This window comes from Azospirillum sp. Marseille-Q6669 (genome assembly GCF_965111635.1).
This window is the reverse complement of sequence record NZ_CBCOOP010000003.1, coordinates 630,815-650,564: the sequence shown is the minus strand read 5'-3', so window position 1 is coordinate 650,564 and position 19,750 is coordinate 630,815. Positions and strand designations below refer to the sequence as shown.

Genomic DNA, 19,750 nt, shown 5'->3' with positions numbered 1-19,750 from the left:
CAGCGTCATCAAAGTGCAATTCCCGGCGACCTAGAATGCGCCCGCATCCCCGCCGGACCCAGACCCACTGGCCCGACCGGCGGGGGATTGCGCCTCTCTTCGGCCACGGGGGAACCACAGATGAGCGCCGCCATGGATTTCTCCGTCCGCGAGGCCCCGGCCAGCACCGAGATCGTGCTGAGCGGGCGCATGACCTTTGCCGACCACGACACCTTCCGCGACGTGATCGCCACCTTCGAGCGCCCGGCGGGGCACCGGGTGGTCTTCGACCTGTCGCGGCTCGACTTCGTCGATTCCTCCGGCCTCGGCATGTTCATCATCGCCCGCGACACCGCGCAGCGGCGCAACCTGGACTTCGCGATCCGCGGCGCCCGCGACGAGGTGCGGCGCCTGATCACGATCGCCAAGTTCCACACCATGTTCAACATCGCCGACTGACGCGGCGGGAACGGACGCGATGGGGCACGCCCGCGCCATGACGGTGCCGCCCGGCACGGACGCCGCCGCTCCGCCGCGCCCCGCCCGCCCCGGCGCCGGTGCGTCGGTCTACGGGATGGAGCTGGGCATTCCGCTCGGCGGCTGCCGGGTGCTGATCGCCGACGACAGCGCCTTCAATCGTCGGACGTTGTCCCGCTTCCTGCAATGGGCCGGCATCACCCAGGTCGCCTTCGCCTCCTCCGCGGAGGAGGTGATGGAGCGGCTGGAGAGCTTCGCCCCCGACCTGCTGCTGCTCGACGCCGCCATGCCGCGGATGGACGGGATCGGCGTCTGCCGCAGCCTGCGCGGCGACCCGCGCTGGCGCGACCTGCCGATCCTGATGCAGAGCGCTCTGCACTCCGACCAGATGAGGACGGTCTGCTTCAGCGCCGGAGCGACCGACCTGATCGCCAAGCCGATCAACCCCGGGGAATGCATCGCCCGCGTGCGCTATCACCTGGAGCGCCGGTCGATGGTGCAGGAGCTGCGCGCCTTCCACGAGCGGGTGGAGCGCGACCTGCGGCAGGCCCGCGCCATGCAGCTCGCCCTGGTCCCGGAGGCGGCGGAGCTGGCTGGCCTCGCCGAGCGGAACGGGCTGGCGGTGGATTCGGTCTTCCGCGCGTCGGACGAGATCGGCGGCGATTTCTGGACGGCCTTCGCGTTCGATGAAAGCTGCGTCGGGGTCTTCGCCGCCGACCTGTCGGGCCACGGCATCGCCGCGGCGATCAACGCCTTCCGCCTGCACACGCTGCTGACCCGCACCCCGCCGGAGGAGTTGCGCGATCCCGCCCGCCTGTTGCGCCAATTGAACGGTCGGCTGTGCGAGATCCTGCCGCTGGGCCAGTTCGCCACCGCCTTCTACGGGGTGATCGACCGGGCCGACGATACGCTGCTCTACGCCGCCGCCGCGTCGCCCAGCCCCCTCCTGATGACCAACTTCGGCATCCAGCCGCTGGACGCCTCCGGCCCGCTCCTCGGCGCCTTCCCGGACTCGGCCTACACCAACCAGCGCGTGCCGCTGCGGCGCGGCGACAGCCTGTTCCTCTATTCCGACGGGCTGAGCGAAGCCCGGGACGCCGAGGGCGCCATGCTGGGCGAGGACGGCCTGCTCCGTCTGGCCGAGCGGGCGGCGGCGGAAGCCCCCGACCGCCCCCTTCCCGCCGTGATGGCCCGCCACGCCGCGATCCATGGCGACCACTTGAACGACGACGTGACCGCGCTCTGGATCACCCGCCGCTGACGCGCCGCAGCAATTTATCCATTGGCCCCATACCCTTATTCGAGTTATGGATATTTCTGCGTCGGGCGACGTGTAACAGGAGACGGAACGGATATGGCTTCGATCATGATCAAGAAGGCCGGCGAGGGCCTGATTTCCCAGGCTCACCGCAACGCCGACGTTGGCCCGACCAGCGGCAGCTCGGTCGTGTACGAGATTCTCAACGTGCCGGCGGGCGTGTCGGTGGACGACGTCATCGCCGCCTTCAAGACCTTCAAGCCGGCGGACAAGAAGTACGAGTACGACTACGCCGACCTGTCCAAGTAAGGCGCTCGTTCGCCCTTCCCGCGGTTCCCGCAAGGGCGGAAACCGCGGGAAACGGCCTTTACCCCTTCTTGGGGAAGCGCTCGATCCAGCGCTCCAACTCCGCCACATGCTCCGCCTCTTCCGAGGCGAACTCCTCGGCCATCATGCGGACCTCCGGGTCCGTGGTGGAGGCCGCCACGTCGGCGTAGAAGGCGTGCCCGCGCTTTTCGCTGTCGAGCGCCAGTTCCAGCGCGTACTCCACCGTCATCAGATAGTGCGAGCCTTCCATGGAGGCCGCTTCCGGGCTCTCGTCGTCCGGCCACTGGAAGTCTTCCGGGGCGAGCACCGGCACGTCGCGGAAGGCGGAGCGCTTGCGGGCGTCCGCCAGATGCAGGCGCGAGAACTCGGCCATCTTGGCGAAAAAGGCGGCGACGTCCGCGTTGCCGTAGGTCTTCATGGCCTCCGACAGGTCGGCGAAACGGTTGGCGGCGTTCTCCTCCAGCGCGCAGGCGTGGGCGAGGAACAGGGCGGGGTCGTGAATGTTGGCCATCGGGTCCCGAGATCGTTAAGTCACAAATGTATTGTGGTTATTTGAACCATAACGCCTTGTTGCGAAAGGTTCTCGGATCGCTGGCCGGTTGCGGGCGTCTGCGACACTTTGACACGCTCTCGACGATCTGCATCCGGAGGCGCAGCCCTCGCTCCGACGGCGAAGGGCGGGCAACATGAAACCTCTGCAATGATCGCCAAGAAACGCCGCCACGCGCTTGACCGGCTTCAATTCCAGGAATAGATCAGCACCAACGTCACCGCATGATTGACGGGCGTCCGGACGCGCGGTCCGGTCCCGCGCCGAGAAAGCAAGAGATGGACAGCCACAGTCGTCGACCCCGACCAATCTTCGGTACTCTGCCGATCCTGGGCTGACCTTTTCGCAGGTTTGCCACGGCCGGCCGCGATGCCGACAGCCGCACAGGTGAACCATGGTGACGTCTTCCATCACCATTCCGATGCCGTTCCGCGCGCTCACACACCAGGGCGCGTGCGTGCCCTTGCCGCCGCCAGCGCCGGGCTGACCGCCATCCTCCCCCTTTGACGCCCGCCCGACGCCGCACAGCGTCGGGTGCCTGCACACGCCGATTGCGCATGCCGAACGCGGCCGGACTCCGATCCGGCCGCAGGATGGAAGGGCCATGGTCTGGACCCAGACAAGCGTTTCCGTGAAAACGGCGGCCGCCACGCCCAATCGCTGGGACCTCGTGGCCCTGCCGCTGGTCGTCGGCCTGCTCGCCCTGGCCGCCGTCGGCGGTCACCAGATGACAGCACCATTGGCGAGCCTCGACGCGCCGGCCGTCGCGCTCGACCCCTGGAACCTGCCGGACTACGCGCTGCGCTCGACGCTGCGCATGCTGGCGGCGATGGCGGCCTCGCTGCTCTTCACCTTCACCTACGCCACGCTAGCGGCCAAGAGCCGCCGGGCCGGCATGGTGCTGATCCCGGTTCTGGACGTGCTCCAGTCGGTGCCGGTGCTCGGCTACATCTCCTTCACCGTGGTCTTCTTCCTGTCGCTGTTCCCCGGCAGCGTGCTGGGCGCCGAATGCGCGGCGATCTTCGCCATCTTCACCAGCCAGGCCTGGAACATGACCTTCAGCGTCTACCAGTCGCTGCGCTCGGTGCCGCGCGACCTGGACGAGGCGGCCACCAGCCTCCGCTTCTCCGGCTGGCAGCGCTTCTGGCGGCTGGAGGCGCCCTTCGCCATGCCGGGGCTCGTCTGGAACATGATGATGTCGATGTCCGGCGGCTGGTTCTTCGTCGTCGCGTCGGAGGCGATCACCGTCGGCGACCACACCGTCACGCTGCCCGGCATCGGCTCCTATCTGGCTGAGGCCATCGCGCAGAAGAACCTCGGCGCCGTCGGCTGGGCGGTGCTGGCGATGCTGGCGGTCATCCTGCTCTACGATCAGTTCCTGTTCCGCCCGCTGGTCGCCTGGGCCGACAAGTTCCGCTTCGAGCAGACCGGCGCGCAGGAGGCGCCCGAGTCCTGGGTGCTGCGGCTGTTCCAGCGCACCCGCGTCTGCCGCTCGCTGCTGGCGCCGGTCGAGGCTCTGCTCGGCCGGGTGGCGTGGCTGCGCCTGTCCCCCTCTCCTCACTCACCGCCGCCCTGCCCCCGGCCCTGCGGTGTCGGATCACCGGCCCGCCCTCCCCGCGCTTGAGTGCACGCTCGACCAAGTGTGGTACGCGGTCGTCGCGGCGGCAGCGCTCGGCCTGGGCTGGACCCTGGTGAGCTTCATCGCCGGCGGCGCCGGCTGGAGCGACGTCGGGACCGCGCTGCTGCTCGGGGCGGCGACCCTGCTGCGCGTCGTGGTGCTGATCGCCATCGCCTCGTTCGTCTGGGTGCCGCTCGGCGTGCTGATCGGGCTGCGCCCGCGCCTCGCCGAGGCGGTCCAGCCGGTGGCGCAGTTCCTGGCGGCCTTCCCGGCCAACCTGCTGTTCCCGGTCGCCGTCGTCGCCATCCTGCGCTTCGACCTGAACCCGGACGTCTGGCTCAGCCCGCTGATGATCCTCGGCACGCAGTGGTACATCCTGTTCAATGTCGTCGCCGGAACCTCCGCCTTCCCCAGCGACCTGAAGGAGGCCGCGTCCAGCTTCCGCATCCGCGGCTGGCAGTGGTGGCGCGACGTCATGCTGCCCGGCGTCTTCCCCTACTACCTGACCGGTGCGGTGACCGCGGCCGGCGGTTCGTGGAACGCCAGCATCGTCGCCGAGGCGGTGCGCTGGGGCGACGCCGAGGTCACCGCGCACGGGCTGGGCAGCTACATCGCCCAGGCGACCGCCGCGGGGGACTACCCGCGCATCGTGCTCGGCATCGCCGTGATGTCCCTGTTCGTCACCCTGCTCAACCGGCTGCTCTGGCGTCCGCTCTACGGCTACGCCGAACGCCGCCTGCGCCTTGCCTGACGGAGGCCGTACCCATGACGCAGAACTCGCCCCTTTTCGAACTCCGCGACGTCCGGCAGGCCTACCGCAAGCCGTCCGGCCAGCAGTATGTCGTGCTCGACAGCGTGGACCTGACGCTGCGCGACGGCGAGATCGTCGGGCTGCTCGGCCGCTCCGGCTCGGGCAAATCCACGCTGCTGCGCATCGTCGCCGGGCTGGCGCGGCCGACCTCCGGACAAGTCCTGCACCACGGCGCGCCGGTGGCCGGGCCGACCGACGGGGTGGCGATGGTGTTCCAGTCCTTCGCGCTGTTCCCCTGGCTGACCGTCGAGGAGAATGTGCTGGCCGGGCTGAAGGCGCTGCGCGTTCCCGCGAACGAGGCGGCGGCGCGCGCCGAGGAGGCCATCGACCTGATCGGCCTGTCGGGCTTCGAAAGCGCCTACCCCAAGGAGCTGTCCGGCGGGATGCGCCAGCGCGTCGGCTTCGCCCGTGCGCTCGTCGTCCAGCCGGAGATCCTGCTGATGGACGAGCCCTTCTCGGCGCTCGACGTGCTGACGGCGGAGACGCTGCGCACTGACCTGCTCGACCTGTGGATGGAGCGCAAGCTGCCGACCCGGTCGATCCTGATGGTCACCCACAACATCGAGGAGGCGGTGCTGATGTGCGACCGCATCCTGGTCTTCGCCTCCAACCCGGGCCGCGTGGCGGCGGAGATCCGGGTGGACATCCCGCACCCGCGCAACCGGCTGGCCCCGGACTTCCGCGATCTGGTCGATGACATCTATGGCCGGATGACCACGCGCAAGCCGCTGACCGCACCGGCGACGGCACCGGGGACAACGGCCGGGCGTCCGCGGCCGGTCTACGCCGAGCCGCTCCAGCACGTCTCGACGAACCTGCTGTCCGGCCTGATGGAGACGCTGGCCGCCCCGCCCTACCAGGGCAAGGCGGACCTGCCGCACCTCGCGGCGGCGCTGCGGCACGAGATCGACGACCTCTTCCCCATCGCCGAGACGCTCCAGATGCTCGGATTCGCCGAGGTGGCGGAGGGCGACATCCGGCTGACCGAACCGGGCCACCTGTTCGCCGAGGCCGGGGTGGACGACCGCAAGGCGCTGTTCGCCGAGCATCTGGTCCATTTCGTGCCGCTCGCCGCGCACATCGACGCCGCCCTGGCGGAGCGCGCCGACCACCGCGTTCCCTACGCCCCCTTCGCCCGCGAGCTGGAAGCCTTCATGAGCGAGGACTACGCCGAGGAGACGCTGAACGCGGTGACCGGCTGGGCCCGCTACGCCAAGCTGTTCACCCACGACACCGAGGCCGGGGTCTTCTCCCGGGAGGAGACCGAATAGCCGCCAGGACCCGGCGGAAGGCTTGACCGGGGCGCCCGCCGCTGCCAGGAACACGGGCGGCGCCCTTTTCCACCATCTTGCAGTGTCCATGAGCATCCCGCCCCTTCCCATCGCCCCCGTGCTTCCCGAGCTGCTGGCCGCGCTGGACGGCCGCGGCGTGGCGGTGCTCCAGGCGCCGCCGGGGGCCGGCAAGACAACCCGCGTGCCGCTGGCCCTGCTCGACCGGCCCTGGCTGGCCGGGCGCAAGGTGATCGTGCTGGAGCCGCGGCGGCTGGCCGCCCGCGCCGCCGCCCGCCGCATGGCCGCGATGCTGGGGGAAAGCGTCGGCGAGACGGTCGGCTACCGCGTGCGGCTGGACACCAGGGTCGGGCCGAAGACCCGGATCGAGGTGGTGACCGACGGCCTGTTCCTGCGCCAGCTTCAGGAGGACCCCGAACTGCCGACGGTCGGCGCCGTGCTGTTCGACGAGTTCCACGAACGCGGCATCGACAGCGATCTGGCGCTGGCCCTGGTGCAGGAGGCGCGCGGCGCATTGCGCGACGACCTACGGCTGGTGGTGATGTCCGCGACGCTGGACGGCGCCCCCGTCGCCGCCCTGCTCGGCGACGCCCCGATGGTGACCAGCGAGGGCCGGGCCTTCCCGGTGGAGACCCGCCACCTCGATGCTCCCGCCACCAACACCAGCGGCGGCACCCGCGTCGAGGACGCCGTGGCCGCCGCCGTCCGCCGCGCCCTGCGCGAGGAGAGCGGCAACGCGCTGGTCTTCCTGCCCGGCGCCGGGGAGATCCGGCGGGTGCAGAGCCTTCTGGAGAGCGGGGACCTCGGCCCCGGCACGGTGATCGCCCCGCTCTACGGCGACCTGACGGCGGACGCCCAGGACCGCGCCATCGCCCCCAGCCCGCCGGGCACGCGCAAGATCGTGCTCACCACCCCCATCGCCGAAACCAGCCTGACCATCGAGGGCATCCGCATCGTCGTGGACGGCGGGCTGATGCGCGTCCCCCGCTTCGACCCGCGCAGCGGCATGACGCGGCTTGTCACCGCCAAGGTTTCCCAGGCGTCGGCGGAGCAGCGGCGGGGCCGCGCCGGCCGGCTGGAGCCCGGCGTCTGCTACCGCCTGTGGCCGGAGCCGTCGCACAAGGCGTTGGCCCCCTTCACCCCGCCGGAGATCATGGACGCCGACCTCGCCCCGCTGGCGCTGGAGCTGGCGGTGTGGGGCGTGTCCGACCCGGCGTCTCTGGCCTGGCTCGACCCGCCGCCCGCCGCCGCCATGGCCCAGGCGCGGGAGCTGCTGCGCGAGCTGGGGGCGCTGGACGCCGGCGGCGGCATCACCGCCCACGGCCGCCGCATGGCCGGCTTCGGCGTGCATCCGCGGCTGGCCCACATGATGCTGAAGGGCAAGGCGATGGGGCTGGGCGCACTGGCCTGCGAGGTCGCCGCCCTGCTCGGCGAACGCGACATCGTCCGCGCTCAGCCCGGTTTCCGCGACGCCGACCTGCGGCTGCGGGTGGAACTGCTGCGCGGACTGGACGATGACGGGCGGATGCGCGGCGCCGGGCGCGGCCTGACGGTGGAGCGCGGCGGCGCCCAGCAGGCGTTGAAGCAGGCCCGGAACTGGAAGCGGCAGTTGGGCGTAAAAGGCAATGGTGGTGATCTCGGCGCCACCGGCCTGCTGGTCGCCCTCGCCTACCCCGACCGCATCGGCCAGCGCCGTCCCGGCGGCAACACGGGTGGGGCCGCCGCGCAATACCGGCTGTCCAACGGGCGCGGCGCGTATTTCCAGGACGCCGAGCCGCTGAGCGCCGAGGACTGGCTGGCCGTCGCCGACCTGGACGGCGCCGCCCGCGAGTCGCGCATCTTCCTCGCCGCCCCGCTCTCCCGGGCCGAGCTGGAGGAGGCCTTCGCCGAGCACATCCGCAGCGAGACCGTGGTCGCCTGGGAGGGACGGGAGCAGACGGTGCTGGCCCGCCGCCGCCGCATGCTGTTCGCCCTGGCGCTGGAGGACAAGCGCCTGCCCAACCCGCCCGCCGAGGCCATCGCCGCCGCCATGCTGGAGGGCATCCGGGAGATGGGGCTGACCGCCCTCCCCTGGACCGACGAGCTGCGCAAGTGGCAGACGCGCGTCCTGTTCCTGCGCCGCCGGGAGGGCGAGGAGTGGCCGGACGTCTCCGATGCCGCCCTGCTGGAGACGATGGAGGAGTGGCTGGCGCCCTTCCTGAACGGCGCGTCGCGCCGCGCCCATCTCGACCGGGTGGAGTTGGGCAACGCGCTGCGCGGGCTGCTGCCCTGGGCGATGCAGCAGCGGCTGGACAAGGAGGCGCCGACCCATGTTGAGGTGCCCAGCGGTTCCCGCATCCCCATCGATTACAGCGGGGACGAGCCGGTGCTGGCCGTCCGGCTCCAGGAGATGTTCGGGCTGGCCGAAACGCCGCGCATCGCCGGCGGGCGGGTGCCGCTGCTGCTGCACCTGCTGTCGCCGGCCCGCCGCCCGGTGCAGGTGACGCGCGACCTCGCCAGCTTCTGGGCCAACGCCTACAAGGCGGTGAAGGCCGACCTCAAGGGCCAGTATCCCAAGCATTATTGGCCCGACAACCCGCTGGAGGCCGAACCCACGGCGCGGGCGAAACCACGCGGACGGTAACAGGGAGGCGGATGGATATGGCGATCATCGGGGTGATGGGGTCGGGGCAGGAGGAATGGGCGGACTACGCGGAGCCGCTCGGAGCGTGGATCGCCGGGGCCGGGCACGACCTGCTGACCGGCGGCGGCGGCGGGGTGATGCGGTCGGCCGCGCGAGCCTTCCACGGCACGCCGGGGCGCCGCGGCCGCTCCATCGGCATCCTGCCGTCCGAGCCCGACCCGATCCGCGGCCATGCGCCCCTGCCCGGCTACCCCAACCCCTACATCGACCTGCCCATCCTGACGCCCTTCGCGCGCAAGCCGGCCGGCGCGCCGCCGACGGAGCTGAGCCGCAACCACGTCAACATCCTGACCAGCGACGTGATCGTCGTCCTGCCGGGCCGCCACGGGACCTTGGACGAGGTGCGGCTGGCCCTGCGCTTCGGAAAGCCGATGATCGGTTTCGGACCGGAGCTTGACTTTCAGGCCATGCCCGCCGAATTGCGGACAACCGGCGACTTCGGAACGGTCACGGCCTTCATCGCGGACGCCCTGTCCCGCCGCTGACCCTCCGTTCCCGGACAATACGACCTGTGGCAGGATGGCGGGCATGGATGCGCAAGGGATTCTCGACCTCAGCCGCTGGATCGCGGAGGCCGGGCTGCGGGGGGTGCCGGAGACGGACCTCATCGGCGGCTTCTGCGAACGGCTGGTCGCGGCGGGCGTGCCGCTGACCCGGACGGTGGTCGGGGCGGACACGCTGCACCCGACCATCGCCGGCCATGTGGTCACCTGGGACAGCAGCGGGCGCAACGCCGCGGAGGTGCGCCGGACCGAGTATGGCGGCGACGGCAGCGATCCCGACATCGACGAGAAATGGCTGCGCAGCCCCTTCCACCGGCTCTACACCTCCGGCGAGACGATGCTGCGCCTGCGGCTGACCGACGGCACGGAGGGCGGCGAGTTCCCGATCGTCGACGAGCTGCGGGCGCAGGGCGCCACCGACTACATGGCCATCGTCAACCGCCTCGGCCCCCGCGCCGCCATCGGGGAGCTGGATTGCATCTTCTCCTCCTGGGTGTCGCACCATCCCGACGGCTTCAGCGACGCCCAGCGCGACGCCCTTCTCACCCTCACCGGCAGTCTGGCGCTGGCGCTGCGCGGCCACGCCATGGCGCACATCGCCAACACGCTGGCGGAGACCTATCTGGGACGGGACGCCGGCCACCGGGTGCTGCGCGGTCACATCCGCCGTGGCGTCGCGGAGGAACTGGACGCCGTGCTGTGGTTCAGCGACCTCCAGGGCTTCACCCGCATCACCGACACCGCCGCCCCGGAAACCATCCTGCCGCTGCTGAACGACTATGCGGAGCTGGTGGTAACGGCGATCCATCGGCACCACGGGCAGGTGCTGAAGTTCATGGGCGACGGCATCCTGGCCGTCTTCGACCGCTCCAACGCCGAGGACGCCTGCCGGGCCGCCCTCGACGCGGCGGAGGAGGCGCGGGAGCGCTGCAAAGAGCTGAACGCCCGCCGCTCCGCCGCCGGGCTGCCGGTGACGCGCTTCTATCTGGGGCTGCACCAGGGGAAGGTGTTCTACGGCAACATCGGCGGGGTGGACCGGCTGGACTTCACCGTGGTCGGCCCCGCGGTGAACGAGGCCAGCCGCATCGCCGCCATGTGCCGGTCGCTCGACCAGGACATCCTGCTGTCCTCCGCCTTCACCGAGTCCGCTCCGGAATGCCGGGAGCGGCTGATCTCGGTCGGGCGCTACCTGCTGCGCGGCGTCGGCCGCCCGCAGGAGCTGTACACGCTGGACCCGGAGGCGGTGCCCCCACCCTGACCCTCCCCGCTAACGCAGGGGAGGGGACTGCCGCCGCCCCGCAATCATCTCCCTCCCCGCCCAGCGGGGAGGGTTGGGGTGGGGGCAACACGCGGCCCCACCCCGCCCCCAATCACCCCCGATGCCGCTGGGCGCGGTGACCGCGTGCTCCTTCAGGATGGCGTCGGACAGGGCCGACACCTCGACGAGCTGGACCTCGTAGCCCCACAGGTTGGCGATGTGGCGCAACACCGCCTTGGCGTCGCTCTCGTCCAGCAGCACGCCGTTGGTCACGCGGTGGTGCAGGATCAGCTTGCGGTCGCCGGCCAGATCCACGTCGACGATCTGAATGTCCGGCTCCAGGAAACCCAGGTCGTACTGCCGCGCCAGCAGCTTGCGAATGCCGCGGTAGCCGCGCTCGTTGTGGATGTTCTCGACCAGCAGATAGGGGTCTTCCGCGTCGTCGCGCACGCTGAACATCTTGAACTTCCGCATCAGGTGCGGGCTGAGATACTGGAGCACGAAGCTCTCGTCGCGGAAGTTGGCCCAGGCGTCGCGCAGGGCGCCCATGCCATCGCCCCGCCCGGCGAGATCGGGGAACCAGTAGCGGTCCTCGTCGGTCGGGGTCTCGGCGATGCGCTGGATGTCCTGCATCATCGCAAAGCCGAGCGCGTAGGGGTTGATGCCCGAGAAGCGCTGGTCGTCGAACTCCGGCTGGAACACCACCGAGGTGTGCGAATGCAGGAATTCCAGCATCGCGCCTTCGCTGATCATCCCCCGCCGGTGCATCTCGTTCAGGATGGTGTAGTGGGTGTAGGTCGCACACCCCTCGTTCATCAGCTTGGTCTGCTTCTGCGGATAGAAATACTGCGCCATGTGGCGGACGATGCGGAGGATCTCGCGCTGCCAATGCTCCAGCCGCGGCGCCTTCTTCTCCAGGAAATAGAGCAGGTTCTCTTCCGGCAGGCCGAGCAGCTTCTTGCGCTCCGACACCGACTTGGACGGGCGGTTGCCGCCGACAGCGACCTTCGGCACGGTGCGCCACAGGTCGTTGAAGGTCTGCTCCTGGTACTCCTGCCGCTCCCGCTCGCGCTTCTGCTCCAGCCGCAGGTCGAGGCTGCGCTTCTTCGGATACTTGTGCACGCCCTGGTTCATCAGCGCGTGGGCGGCGTCGAGCACCCGTTCCACCGCGTGGTGGCCGTAGCGGTCCTCGCACTGGGCGATATAGGACTTGGCGAATTCCAGATAGTCGAGAATGCCCTCGGCGTCCGTCCACTGCTGGAAGAGCTGGTTGTTCTTGAAGAAGTGGTTGTGGCCGAAGGCAGCGTGGGCGATCACCAGCGTCTGCATCGTCATGGTGTTCTCTTCCATGATGTAGCTGATGCAGGGGCTGGAGTTGATGACGATCTCGTAGGCGAGGCCGCGATAGCCTTTGCGGTAGAGCATCTCGTCGCGGGCGAAATGCTTGCCGAAGGACCAGTGCTTGTACATCAGCGGCATGCCGATGGACGAATAGGCGTCGAGCATCTGCTCGGCGGTGATGACCTCGATCTGGTTGGGATAGACGTTGAGGCCCATGTCCTTCAGGGCGATGTCCTCGATGGCGTCGTAGACGCGCTTGATCTGGTCGTAATCCCAGTCCGCCCCGTCGTAGAGCAGGCTGTTGGGCTTGTCGATCACAGCGCTCATGCCTCACATCCTCTCAAAACTCTGCGGGGCGTTGGCCCCGATTCTTGGTGTGGCCTCGCGGTGGCGGGCATTGCCCCCTCCCTCACCCTCCCCGCTTCGCAGGGGAGGGAAACGAAGCCCCCTCCCCTGCGTCAGCGGGGGAGGGTTGGGGTGGGAGCAAGGAGACGCCTACGCCCCCGCCTTCTCGCGGGCGAACAGGTCACGGAAGACCGGGAAGATCTCCCGGCGGGAGCGGACGCGGCGCATGGCAATCGGCAGGTCCGGCCCCTGGACCGTCTTGTAGGTCCGCCACAGCTCCGTCTCGCGGCCCAGCGCCGACAGGCCCATGTTGTGCTCCGCCGCGACCTCGATGTAGGCGAAGTACTGGCACAGCGGCAGGATGCCGTCCCGCAGCAGACCCGCCGACCGCGCGTTGTCCGACGACATGTTGTCGCCGTCCGACGCCTGGGCGGCGTAGATGTTCCACTCGTTCTCCGGATAGCGCTCCTTGACGATGCGCTGCATCTCCTCCAGCGCCGTGGAGACCACGGTGCCACCGGTCTCGGTTGAGTAGAAGAACGTGTCCTCGTCCACCTCCTTGGCCTCATGGGTGTGGCGGATGAAGACGATGTCGACCGAGCGGTAGCGCCGCTTCAGGAACAGGAACAGCAGCATGAAGAAGCGCTTGGCGAGATCCTTCATATGCTCGGTCATCGAGCCGGACACGTCCATCAGGCAGAACATGACCGCCTGCGCGATGGGCTTCGGCACCGTCTCGAACCGGTTGTAGCGGACGTCGATCGGGTCGATGAAGGGGATGCGCTTGGAGCGGAGATAGTGCCGCTCCAACTGGTCGCGCATCTCCCGCAGCTTCTCAGGGTCCTCGCCGCGGTCCTCCGCCTCGCGCAGAAGCGCCTCCAACTCCAGCATGTCCGCCGGCTTGGGCCGCTTCAGCGCGATGCGCCGGCTGAGGCTGTTGCGCATGGTGCGGACGAGGTTCAGGTTGGCCGGCGAGCCGGTCACCGAATAGCCCGCCCGCGTCAGCGAGTGGGACTCCGTCTGCTTGACCTTCTGCTTGACGAGGTCGGGAAGCTCCAGGTCCTCCAGGAAGATGTCCAGGAACTCCTCGCGGGACAGGACGAAGCGGAAATCGTCGTCGCCCTCCCCGTCCGGACTGCCTTCGTTGCCGCCGCGACCGCCGCCGCTCTCGGGCCGCGCGATGGTGTCTCCTTCCACATACTCCTTGTTGCCCGGCACGACGTAGTCGCGCACGCCGCCGGCGCCGGAGCGGTGGAAGGAGGGCTCCCGCACGCCGCCGGTCGAGATGGTCACCTTCTCGCCGTTTTCGATGTCCTGGATGCCACGTTTGCCGGAGGCATCCCGCACCGCCTTCACCACCTGCTCCTTGGCACGGCGCAGGAAACGCTGGCGGTTGGCCAGGCTCTTGCCTTGCGGATTCAGGCGACGGTCGATGATGTTCATCAAGGGGGAGCCCCTCCTACCCGTTCACGCTCGTGTGGCGAAGCGGGCCGTCAACCGGCCTGCTTCACGCGCATGTACCACTCGACCAACCGGCGGACCTGCCGCTCGGTGTAGCCGCGCGACATCATGCGCGACACGAACTCGTTGTGCTTCTTCTCGGTTTCGCCGTCCTTCTTGGACCCGAAGCTGATGACCGGAAGCAGATCCTCCACCTGGGAGAACATGCGTTTCTCGATCACCTCACGGATTTTCTCGTAGGACGTCCAGGAGGGGTTGCGCCCAGCGTTCGCCGCCCGCGCGCGCAACGCGAACTTGACGACCTCGTTTCGGAAGTCCTTCGGGTTGGCAATCCCGGCGGGCTTCTCGATCTTGGTCAGCTCCTGGTTCAGAAGCTCGCGGTTCATCAGCTGGCCGGTGTCCGGGTCCTTGAAGTCCTGGTCCTCGATCCACGCGTCGGCGTAATCCACATAGCGGTCGAACAGGTTCTGCCCATAGTCGCTGTAGGATTCCAGATACGCCTTCTGGATCTCGTTGCCGATGAACTCCGCGTAGCGCGGCGCCATCTCGGCCTTGATGAACTCGATGTATTTCTTCTCGGTGTCGTCGGGGAACTGCTCCCGCTTGATCGACTGCTCCAGGATGTACATCAGGTGGACGGGATCGGCCGAGATCTCGTTGGAGTCGTAGTTGAAGGTCGCGGCCAGAACCTTGAAGGCGAAGCGGGTGGAGATGCCGTCCATGCCCTCGTCCACGCCCGCCTGGTCGCGGTATTCCTGCATGGACTTGGCCTTGGGGTCGGTCTCCTTCATGCTCTCGCCGTCATAGACGCGCATCTTGGAGTAGAGGCTGGAGTTCGGATGGTCGCGCATGCGCGACAGCACCGAGAACTTCGCCAGCATCTCCAGGGTCGACGGCGCGCAGGGCGCGGTCGCGAGGTCGGAGCCCTTGACCAGCTTGTCGTAGATCCGCTGCTCCTCCTGCACGCGCAGGCAGTAGGGGACCTTGATGACGCAGATGCGGTCGATGAAGGCTTCGTTGTTCTTGTTGTTCTTGAAGGACTGCCACTCCGCCTCGTTCGAGTGGGCGAGGATGATGCCTTGGAACGGGATGGCGCCGATGTTCTCCGAACCGACGTAGTTGCCCTCCTGGGTCGCCGTCAGCAGCGGGTGGAGCATCTTGATCGGGGCCTTGAACATCTCGACGAATTCCAGCAGGCCCTGGCTGGCCCGGTTCAGGCCGCCGGAGAAGCTGTAGGCGTCGGGATCGTTCTGGCTGTAGACCTCCAGCTTGCGGATGTCGACCTTGCCGACCAGCGAGGAGATGTCCTGGTTGTTCTCGTCGCCCGGCTCCGTCTTGGTCACGCAGATCTGGCGCAGCTTGCTGGGGTGCAGCTTGACGACGCGGAAGCGGGAGATGTCGCCGCCGAACTCGTCCAGCCGCTTCACCGCCCACGGGCTCATCAGGCCGGTCAGGCGGCGGCGCGGGATGCCGTAGCGGTCCTCCAGCAGGTCGCCCATCTCGTCCGGGTTGAAGAGGCCGAGCGGGCTTTCGAAGACCGGGCTGATCTCCTTGCCGGCCTTCAGAACATAGACCGGGCACTTCTCCATCAGCGACTTCAGCCGCTCCGCCAGCGACGACTTGCCGCCGCCCACCGGGCCCAGCAGGTAGAGGATCTGCTTGCGCTCCTCCAGACCCTGCGCGGCGTGGCGGAAGAAGCCGACGATCCGCTCGATCGTCTCCTCCATGCCGTAGAAGTCGGCGAAGGCCGGATAGATCTTGATCGTCCGGTTCATGAAGATTCGGCCAAGGCGCGGGTCCTTGGCGGTGTCGACGATTTCCGGTTCGCCGATGGCGGCGAGGATGCGCTCCGGTGCGGAGGCATACATCATCGGGTCGTCGCGGCATTCCTGGAGGTATTCCGTGAGGCTCATCTCGACCTCACGGCGCCCCTCGTAGGACTGTGTGTAGCGCGTGAACAGTTCGTCGGCCGGGAACATTCCGCTCTCCGTGTCTCTTAGTCCGATGCGTCGGGGCTGCCGCCGGGAGACCCGGGCGGCGGGGGCGGCACCTGCCGCAGGTGCGAACTCTGGGGTGTCACGGACACAACGGTCCCGCGGCACCCCCGCTCACCGTCGAAAGCCAGACCTTTTATCCAGTTGCCCTTCAAATGAAGCGCCCCCTTCGGAGTGCTAAACTCGAATGCTTCAAAACTGAATGTAATGCTCGACCTAGAGCTTTCCAGGAGGAAAGCCTTGATAGTCTGAAAAGAGAGGCGGCCGGAGACACCGGTCATTTGTAATAGACCACGCGGCCGGGTTGTCCGGAATGGCCGGGGTGCAAGCACCGGCGGAGCGGGCAGCAAGAAAAACGAAGGTCGGCCGGGCTGAGACTTGCAACCGGCTTCCGGAGCACAGCCCGGATGCCGTTTGTCGGGGACTCGCTGGACCTTGCCGATCACCCATCGACCTCCAGTGCATCCTCGCGCCTTAACCAACTAAGGCGCTACGGTTAACAGCAAGCGTGACGGATATTCCTTAACAACCCGCTTCCACGTCCATCGCCGCCGCCTTGCCTCAGGATATTAACGCATGGGCGACGGGCATGGTCCACACCTTCCAAAGAAGGATGGTGAGCCTCATCACAGCAGATCAACAAGGCAGAATTTGGGTGAGCCGCCTTTGCCATTGCGGCGCACAATCCGTAGGGAATCCGGAAGGCGGCTTGAATCAAGCACTTGGCCGCGTTTTTGCAGTCCTGCCACAGGTCGGGGAAAAAGTGTGACCGACGGGGCCGCCCCAGATCGCCTCGCGTCCTCAGCCGAGCTTGGCGCCCAGCGTCCCCTTCAACGACTCCGGCGTGGCCGGCTTGACGATGAAGGTGTCGGCGCCGAAGGCCGCGGCCTCGTCCATGCGGCTCTGGTCGGCGCGGTTGGTCATGAAGACCACCGGCAGCGCGCGGTGGCGGGCGTCCGTGCTGGCCCGCAAGGCCTTCAGGAACCCCAGCCCGTCCATCGGCTGCATTTCCACGTCGCAGACGACCAGATCGGGTTCGTGCGCCTGCACCGCGGCCAGCCCGGCCTCGCCGTCGGCGGCCTGATGGACGGAGCGGAAACCCAGCGTGGCCAGCATCTTCGCCAGCACCATGCGGGTGAAGCTCTCGTCCTCGATCACAAGAACCGAAAAATCCCCGAACGCCGCCGACATCGCCTTGTTCCCCCGAGTCCGATAGGTCGTGTGTGTACGCCGCAAGCACGTCCTTTGCAACCGGCTCGCAACGCCTCCGGCCGGCTGGGAATCAGCTCGCGGAAGAACGGTTGCACGGCGGGGGGCGCTGGGGCTACACGGAGTCGCATGAGCTATCTCGACCACATCCGCGCGTGCAACGCGCACGACCTCTCCGGCTTCCGTCCGTTCGAGCTGGAAGGCCATCGCCTCGGCTGGATCCGCCACGCGCTGGCCGAGCAGCTTCCCGGCGTCGATCCCGGCTTCGTCGTCACCGCCGACCGGGTGACGCTGGCCCCGGAGGTCCGCGATTTCGAGGCGCGATCCTCGGTGCTGGCGCACGCCGCCCAGTTCCTCGTCGAGACGGGGGCGGTCTCTGCCCTGCGCGGCGAGTTTTACCCGGTCATGCCGGCCTGGGGAGCGGAGCCGCTGATGCGCATCGACCGCGCGGTGGTGGCACAGTTCGGCACTCCTGCCTATGGGCTGCACGTCAACGGTTTCGTCCGCCAGCCGGACGGCGGCCTGTCGCTGTGGATCGGGCGCCGCGCCCGCGACCGCGAGGTGGCGCCGGGCAAGCTCGACAACATGATCGCCGGCGGCCAGCCGATCGGCCTGACGCTGGCGGAGAACCTCGTCAAGGAAGCGCAGGAGGAGGCGGGGATCGACGCCGCCCTGGCGTCCCGCGCCGTCCCCGTCGGGGCCGTCACCTACCGCATGGAGACGGAAGCCGGGCTGAAGCAGGACACGCTGTTCCTCTACGACCTGGAACTCAACGCGGATTTCGTCCCGCAAAACACCGACGGCGAGGTCGAGCGTTTCGAGCTGTGGCCGCTGGACCGCGTCGCGGAGTCGGTGCGTGCGACGAAAGACTGGAAGTTCAACGTGAATCTCGTCGTCATCGACTTCATGGTCCGTCACGGCTGGCTGACGCCGGATGAGCCGGACTATCTGGAGATCGTGACCGGCCTTCGGCGGTAGACGCCGCCTCGGCAGCCATCGCCACGGTCACTCCGCCGCGGCCCGCGCCCGCGCCTCCTCCAGGTGGGACGACAGCTCGGACAGGGTGACCGGCTTGTGCAGGACGGTGAAGCCGCTGCGCCGGGCCTCGCGGATGCGGTCGGGGCTGGTGTCGCCGGTCAGCAGGATCGCCGGGATGAGGTCGCCGGCGAAGGCGTGGATGTCGCGGATGGCGTCCACCCCCGTCCGGCCAAAGCGCAGGCGGTAGTCGGCGATGATGACGTCGGGGAGCCGCTCCGCCCCGTCGAGTTGGCGTAGCGCCTCCTCCCCCGATGCGGCGGCCAGCACGTCCCATCCCCACTGTTCCAGCACCAGCCGCAGGCTTTGCAGGATCAGTTCCTCGTCATCGATGATCAGGGCCAGCGCGCCGGGACGGTCCAGGGACGGCATGGCGCGTTCCGTCCCGTTGGGATTCCAGGAAGCGTGCAAGGGAACCTCCACCGTAAAGCATGTGCCCCGCCCAGGACGCGACCGCACGCGAACCGGCAGGCCGAGCAGACGTGACAGCCGCTTCACCACCGCCAGCCCGAGGCCGAGGCCGCGGCTGCGGTCGCGTTCGGCGTTGCCGAGCTGGACGAACTCCTCGAAAATCTCGTCGAGCTTGTCGGTGGGAATACCGACGCCCGTATCCGCCACCTCGATGCACAGCATCATGCCGCGCCGCCGGCAGCCCAGAAGCACACCGCCCGACGCCGTGTAGCGCACCGCGTTGTCGAGCAGGTGGCGCAGCAGCCGTTCCAGCAGAGTGGCGTCGCTGCGGACCTGCGCCTTGAGCGGGCGCACCCGCAGCTTCAGCCCCTTGGCGGTCGCGCGCGGACCATAGTCGGCCTCCAGCCGCTCCATCATCTCGGCCACCGCGAAGGGCGCCATGTCGGGCGACACGATCCCGGAGTCGAGCCGGGCCACGTCCAGCAGCGCGTCGAGCAGGCCGCGCATCGCCTCGACCGCCCGGTTCATCGTCTGGACCAAGGGCAACTGCGGATGGCCGGACAGCCGTTCCGCCAGGACCGCACCGAACAGGGTCAGCGACTGGGCGGGCTGGCGCAGGTCGTGGCTGGCGGCGGCCAGGAACCGCACTTTGGCTTGGCCGGCGCGCACCACCTCATCCCGCGCGGCGCGCAGGGAATCCTCCTGCCCACGCAGCCGTGCCTCCACGCCCATGCGGCGGCTGGCGTCCACCGCGGTCATGACGATGCCCGTGGGCTCGCCACCGGGCTCCGCCGTCAGCGGCGTCAGCGCGATGTCGAACCAGTTTCCGTCACCCGTCAGGGTCAGTTCCTGGACCAGTCCCCGGCCCGCGGCGGCCATCGCCTGGGCGAAGCGCTCCGCCGCGTCCTCCCGGCCGCCCCAGACGAACGCGCCAACCATGGGTTGCCCGATCAGCAGAGCTTGCGGACATCCGATGGCGCGCAGCATCGCCGCGTTGAGATCGGCAATGCGTCCCTGTCGATCGAGCAGGGCGATCGCCACGCCGATCGTGTCAAAAACCCGCCGCAGCCCGGCGGGGTCGGCGGGACAAGGGTTGTCCTCCGCCTCCTCCTCTCGCATTGCTTGCCTCCTTCGGATTGCAAGCCGACCGACCGTTTGGCGCCAACCATTGGGCGGTGCAAACAATCGGTCGCGATTCAAA

At 68.6% G+C, this 19,750-nt stretch carries 16 protein-coding genes; 10 read left to right on the top strand and 6 right to left on the bottom strand.

From position 1 onward, the window contains the following. The first annotated feature begins 120 nt into the window (after positions 1-120). The 3 genes from ACWPXE_RS20415 to ACWPXE_RS20405 all read left to right on the top strand — a co-directional run bounded on the left by ACWPXE_RS20415 (position 121) and on the right by ACWPXE_RS20405 (position 2,023). On the top strand, positions 121-438 hold the full coding sequence (locus tag ACWPXE_RS20415; RefSeq protein ID WP_236778167.1) for an STAS domain-containing protein: 318 nt from the start codon (positions 121-123) through the stop codon (positions 436-438). Between the two features lie 19 nt (positions 439-457). After that, complete coding sequence (locus ACWPXE_RS20410; RefSeq protein ID WP_454019236.1) at positions 458-1,717, top strand: PP2C family protein-serine/threonine phosphatase; 1,260 nt, start codon at positions 458-460, stop codon at positions 1,715-1,717. 93 nt (positions 1,718-1,810) lie between these two features. Continuing rightward, positions 1,811-2,023, top strand: coding sequence for a hypothetical protein (locus tag ACWPXE_RS20405; RefSeq protein WP_014241290.1), 213 nt, complete (start codon positions 1,811-1,813; stop codon positions 2,021-2,023). 58 nt (positions 2,024-2,081) lie between these two features. Here the strand turns inward: ACWPXE_RS20405 and ACWPXE_RS20400 are convergent, their stop codons facing one another. After that, positions 2,082-2,552: a ferritin-like domain-containing protein gene (locus ACWPXE_RS20400; RefSeq protein ID WP_454019235.1), complete on the bottom strand. Its 471-nt coding sequence runs from the start codon at positions 2,550-2,552 to the stop codon at positions 2,082-2,084. A gap of 643 nt (positions 2,553-3,195) precedes the next feature. On the opposite strand from ACWPXE_RS20400, the gene ACWPXE_RS20395 reads away from it, so the two are divergent. The 6 genes from ACWPXE_RS20395 to ACWPXE_RS20370 all read left to right on the top strand — a co-directional run bounded on the left by ACWPXE_RS20395 (position 3,196) and on the right by ACWPXE_RS20370 (position 10,753). Beyond that, positions 3,196-4,215, top strand: coding sequence for an ABC transporter permease subunit (locus ACWPXE_RS20395; RefSeq protein WP_454019234.1), 1,020 nt, complete (start codon positions 3,196-3,198; stop codon positions 4,213-4,215). Then, positions 4,181-4,960, top strand: coding sequence for an ABC transporter permease subunit (locus ACWPXE_RS20390; RefSeq protein WP_454019233.1), 780 nt, complete (start codon positions 4,181-4,183; stop codon positions 4,958-4,960). The genes ACWPXE_RS20395 and ACWPXE_RS20390 overlap by 35 nt, the downstream gene beginning before the upstream one ends. A 14-nt stretch (positions 4,961-4,974) precedes the next feature. Further along, the gene (locus ACWPXE_RS20385; protein ID WP_454019232.1) at positions 4,975-6,291 is read left to right on the top strand and encodes an ABC transporter ATP-binding protein; all 1,317 of its coding nucleotides are present in this window, start codon (positions 4,975-4,977) and stop codon (positions 6,289-6,291) included. Between the two features lie 88 nt (positions 6,292-6,379). Then, positions 6,380-8,932: an ATP-dependent helicase HrpB gene (gene hrpB, locus ACWPXE_RS20380; protein WP_454019231.1), complete on the top strand. Its 2,553-nt coding sequence runs from the start codon at positions 6,380-6,382 to the stop codon at positions 8,930-8,932. A gap of 17 nt (positions 8,933-8,949) precedes the next feature. Beyond that, positions 8,950-9,477, top strand: a complete 528-nt coding sequence (locus tag ACWPXE_RS20375) for an SLOG cluster 4 domain-containing protein (RefSeq protein WP_119507371.1) — start codon at positions 8,950-8,952, stop codon at positions 9,475-9,477. A gap of 43 nt (positions 9,478-9,520) precedes the next feature. Beyond that, on the top strand, positions 9,521-10,753 hold the full coding sequence (locus ACWPXE_RS20370; protein WP_454019230.1) for an adenylate/guanylate cyclase domain-containing protein: 1,233 nt from the start codon (positions 9,521-9,523) through the stop codon (positions 10,751-10,753). A 9-nt stretch (positions 10,754-10,762) separates the two neighbouring features. Here the strand turns inward: ACWPXE_RS20370 and ACWPXE_RS20365 are convergent, their stop codons facing one another. The 4 genes from ACWPXE_RS20365 to ACWPXE_RS20350 form a co-directional block, all read right to left on the bottom strand. After that, positions 10,763-12,421 carry a SpoVR family protein gene (locus tag ACWPXE_RS20365; protein ID WP_454019229.1) on the bottom strand — a complete coding sequence of 553 codons (1,659 nt, stop codon included), beginning with the start codon at positions 12,419-12,421 and terminating at the stop codon, positions 10,763-10,765. A 168-nt stretch (positions 12,422-12,589) separates the two neighbouring features. Beyond that, on the bottom strand, positions 12,590-13,882 hold the full coding sequence (locus ACWPXE_RS20360) for a YeaH/YhbH family protein (protein ID WP_035682340.1): 1,293 nt from the start codon (positions 13,880-13,882) through the stop codon (positions 12,590-12,592). Between the two features lie 50 nt (positions 13,883-13,932). Then, positions 13,933-15,879, bottom strand: a complete 1,947-nt coding sequence (locus ACWPXE_RS20355; protein WP_059398629.1) for a PrkA family serine protein kinase — start codon at positions 15,877-15,879, stop codon at positions 13,933-13,935. Positions 15,880-16,695: 816 nt separating this feature from the next. Then, a complete protein-coding gene (locus ACWPXE_RS20350) occupies positions 16,696-17,085 on the bottom strand; it encodes a response regulator (RefSeq protein WP_454019228.1) in 390 nt (129 codons plus the stop codon). A gap of 147 nt (positions 17,086-17,232) precedes the next feature. On the opposite strand from ACWPXE_RS20350, the gene ACWPXE_RS20345 reads away from it, so the two are divergent. After that, on the top strand, positions 17,233-18,081 hold the full coding sequence (locus tag ACWPXE_RS20345; RefSeq protein WP_454019227.1) for a DUF4743 domain-containing protein: 849 nt from the start codon (positions 17,233-17,235) through the stop codon (positions 18,079-18,081). 27 nt (positions 18,082-18,108) lie between these two features. Here the strand turns inward: ACWPXE_RS20345 and ACWPXE_RS20340 are convergent, their stop codons facing one another. After that, positions 18,109-19,668 (bottom strand): hybrid sensor histidine kinase/response regulator, encoded by a 1,560-nt coding sequence (locus ACWPXE_RS20340; protein WP_454019226.1) that lies wholly within the window; start codon positions 19,666-19,668, stop codon positions 18,109-18,111. Between the last annotated feature and the right edge of the window lie 82 nt (positions 19,669-19,750).

Coding starts and splice junctions, on each gene's coding strand:
- ACWPXE_RS20385 (WP_454019232.1), top strand. CDS start 4,975: ATGACGCAGAACTCGCCCCTTTTCGAACTCCGCGACGTCCGGCAGGCC.
- ACWPXE_RS20340 (WP_454019226.1), bottom strand. CDS start 19,668: ATGCGAGAGGAGGAGGCGGAGGACAACCCTTGTCCCGCCGACCCCGCC.
- ACWPXE_RS20395 (WP_454019234.1), top strand. CDS start 3,196: ATGGTCTGGACCCAGACAAGCGTTTCCGTGAAAACGGCGGCCGCCACG.
- ACWPXE_RS20400 (WP_454019235.1), bottom strand. CDS start 2,552: ATGGCCAACATTCACGACCCCGCCCTGTTCCTCGCCCACGCCTGCGCG.
- ACWPXE_RS20365 (WP_454019229.1), bottom strand. CDS start 12,421: ATGAGCGCTGTGATCGACAAGCCCAACAGCCTGCTCTACGACGGGGCG.
- ACWPXE_RS20405 (WP_014241290.1), top strand. CDS start 1,811: ATGGCTTCGATCATGATCAAGAAGGCCGGCGAGGGCCTGATTTCCCAG.
- ACWPXE_RS20345 (WP_454019227.1), top strand. CDS start 17,233: ATGAGCTATCTCGACCACATCCGCGCGTGCAACGCGCACGACCTCTCC.
- ACWPXE_RS20350 (WP_454019228.1), bottom strand. CDS start 17,085: ATGTCGGCGGCGTTCGGGGATTTTTCGGTTCTTGTGATCGAGGACGAG.
- hrpB (WP_454019231.1), top strand. CDS start 6,380: ATGAGCATCCCGCCCCTTCCCATCGCCCCCGTGCTTCCCGAGCTGCTG.
- ACWPXE_RS20370 (WP_454019230.1), top strand. CDS start 9,521: ATGGATGCGCAAGGGATTCTCGACCTCAGCCGCTGGATCGCGGAGGCC.
- ACWPXE_RS20415 (WP_236778167.1), top strand. CDS start 121: ATGAGCGCCGCCATGGATTTCTCCGTCCGCGAGGCCCCGGCCAGCACC.
- ACWPXE_RS20360 (WP_035682340.1), bottom strand. CDS start 13,882: ATGAACATCATCGACCGTCGCCTGAATCCGCAAGGCAAGAGCCTGGCC.
- ACWPXE_RS20375 (WP_119507371.1), top strand. CDS start 8,950: ATGGCGATCATCGGGGTGATGGGGTCGGGGCAGGAGGAATGGGCGGAC.
- ACWPXE_RS20355 (WP_059398629.1), bottom strand. CDS start 15,879: ATGTTCCCGGCCGACGAACTGTTCACGCGCTACACACAGTCCTACGAG.
- ACWPXE_RS20410 (WP_454019236.1), top strand. CDS start 458: ATGGGGCACGCCCGCGCCATGACGGTGCCGCCCGGCACGGACGCCGCC.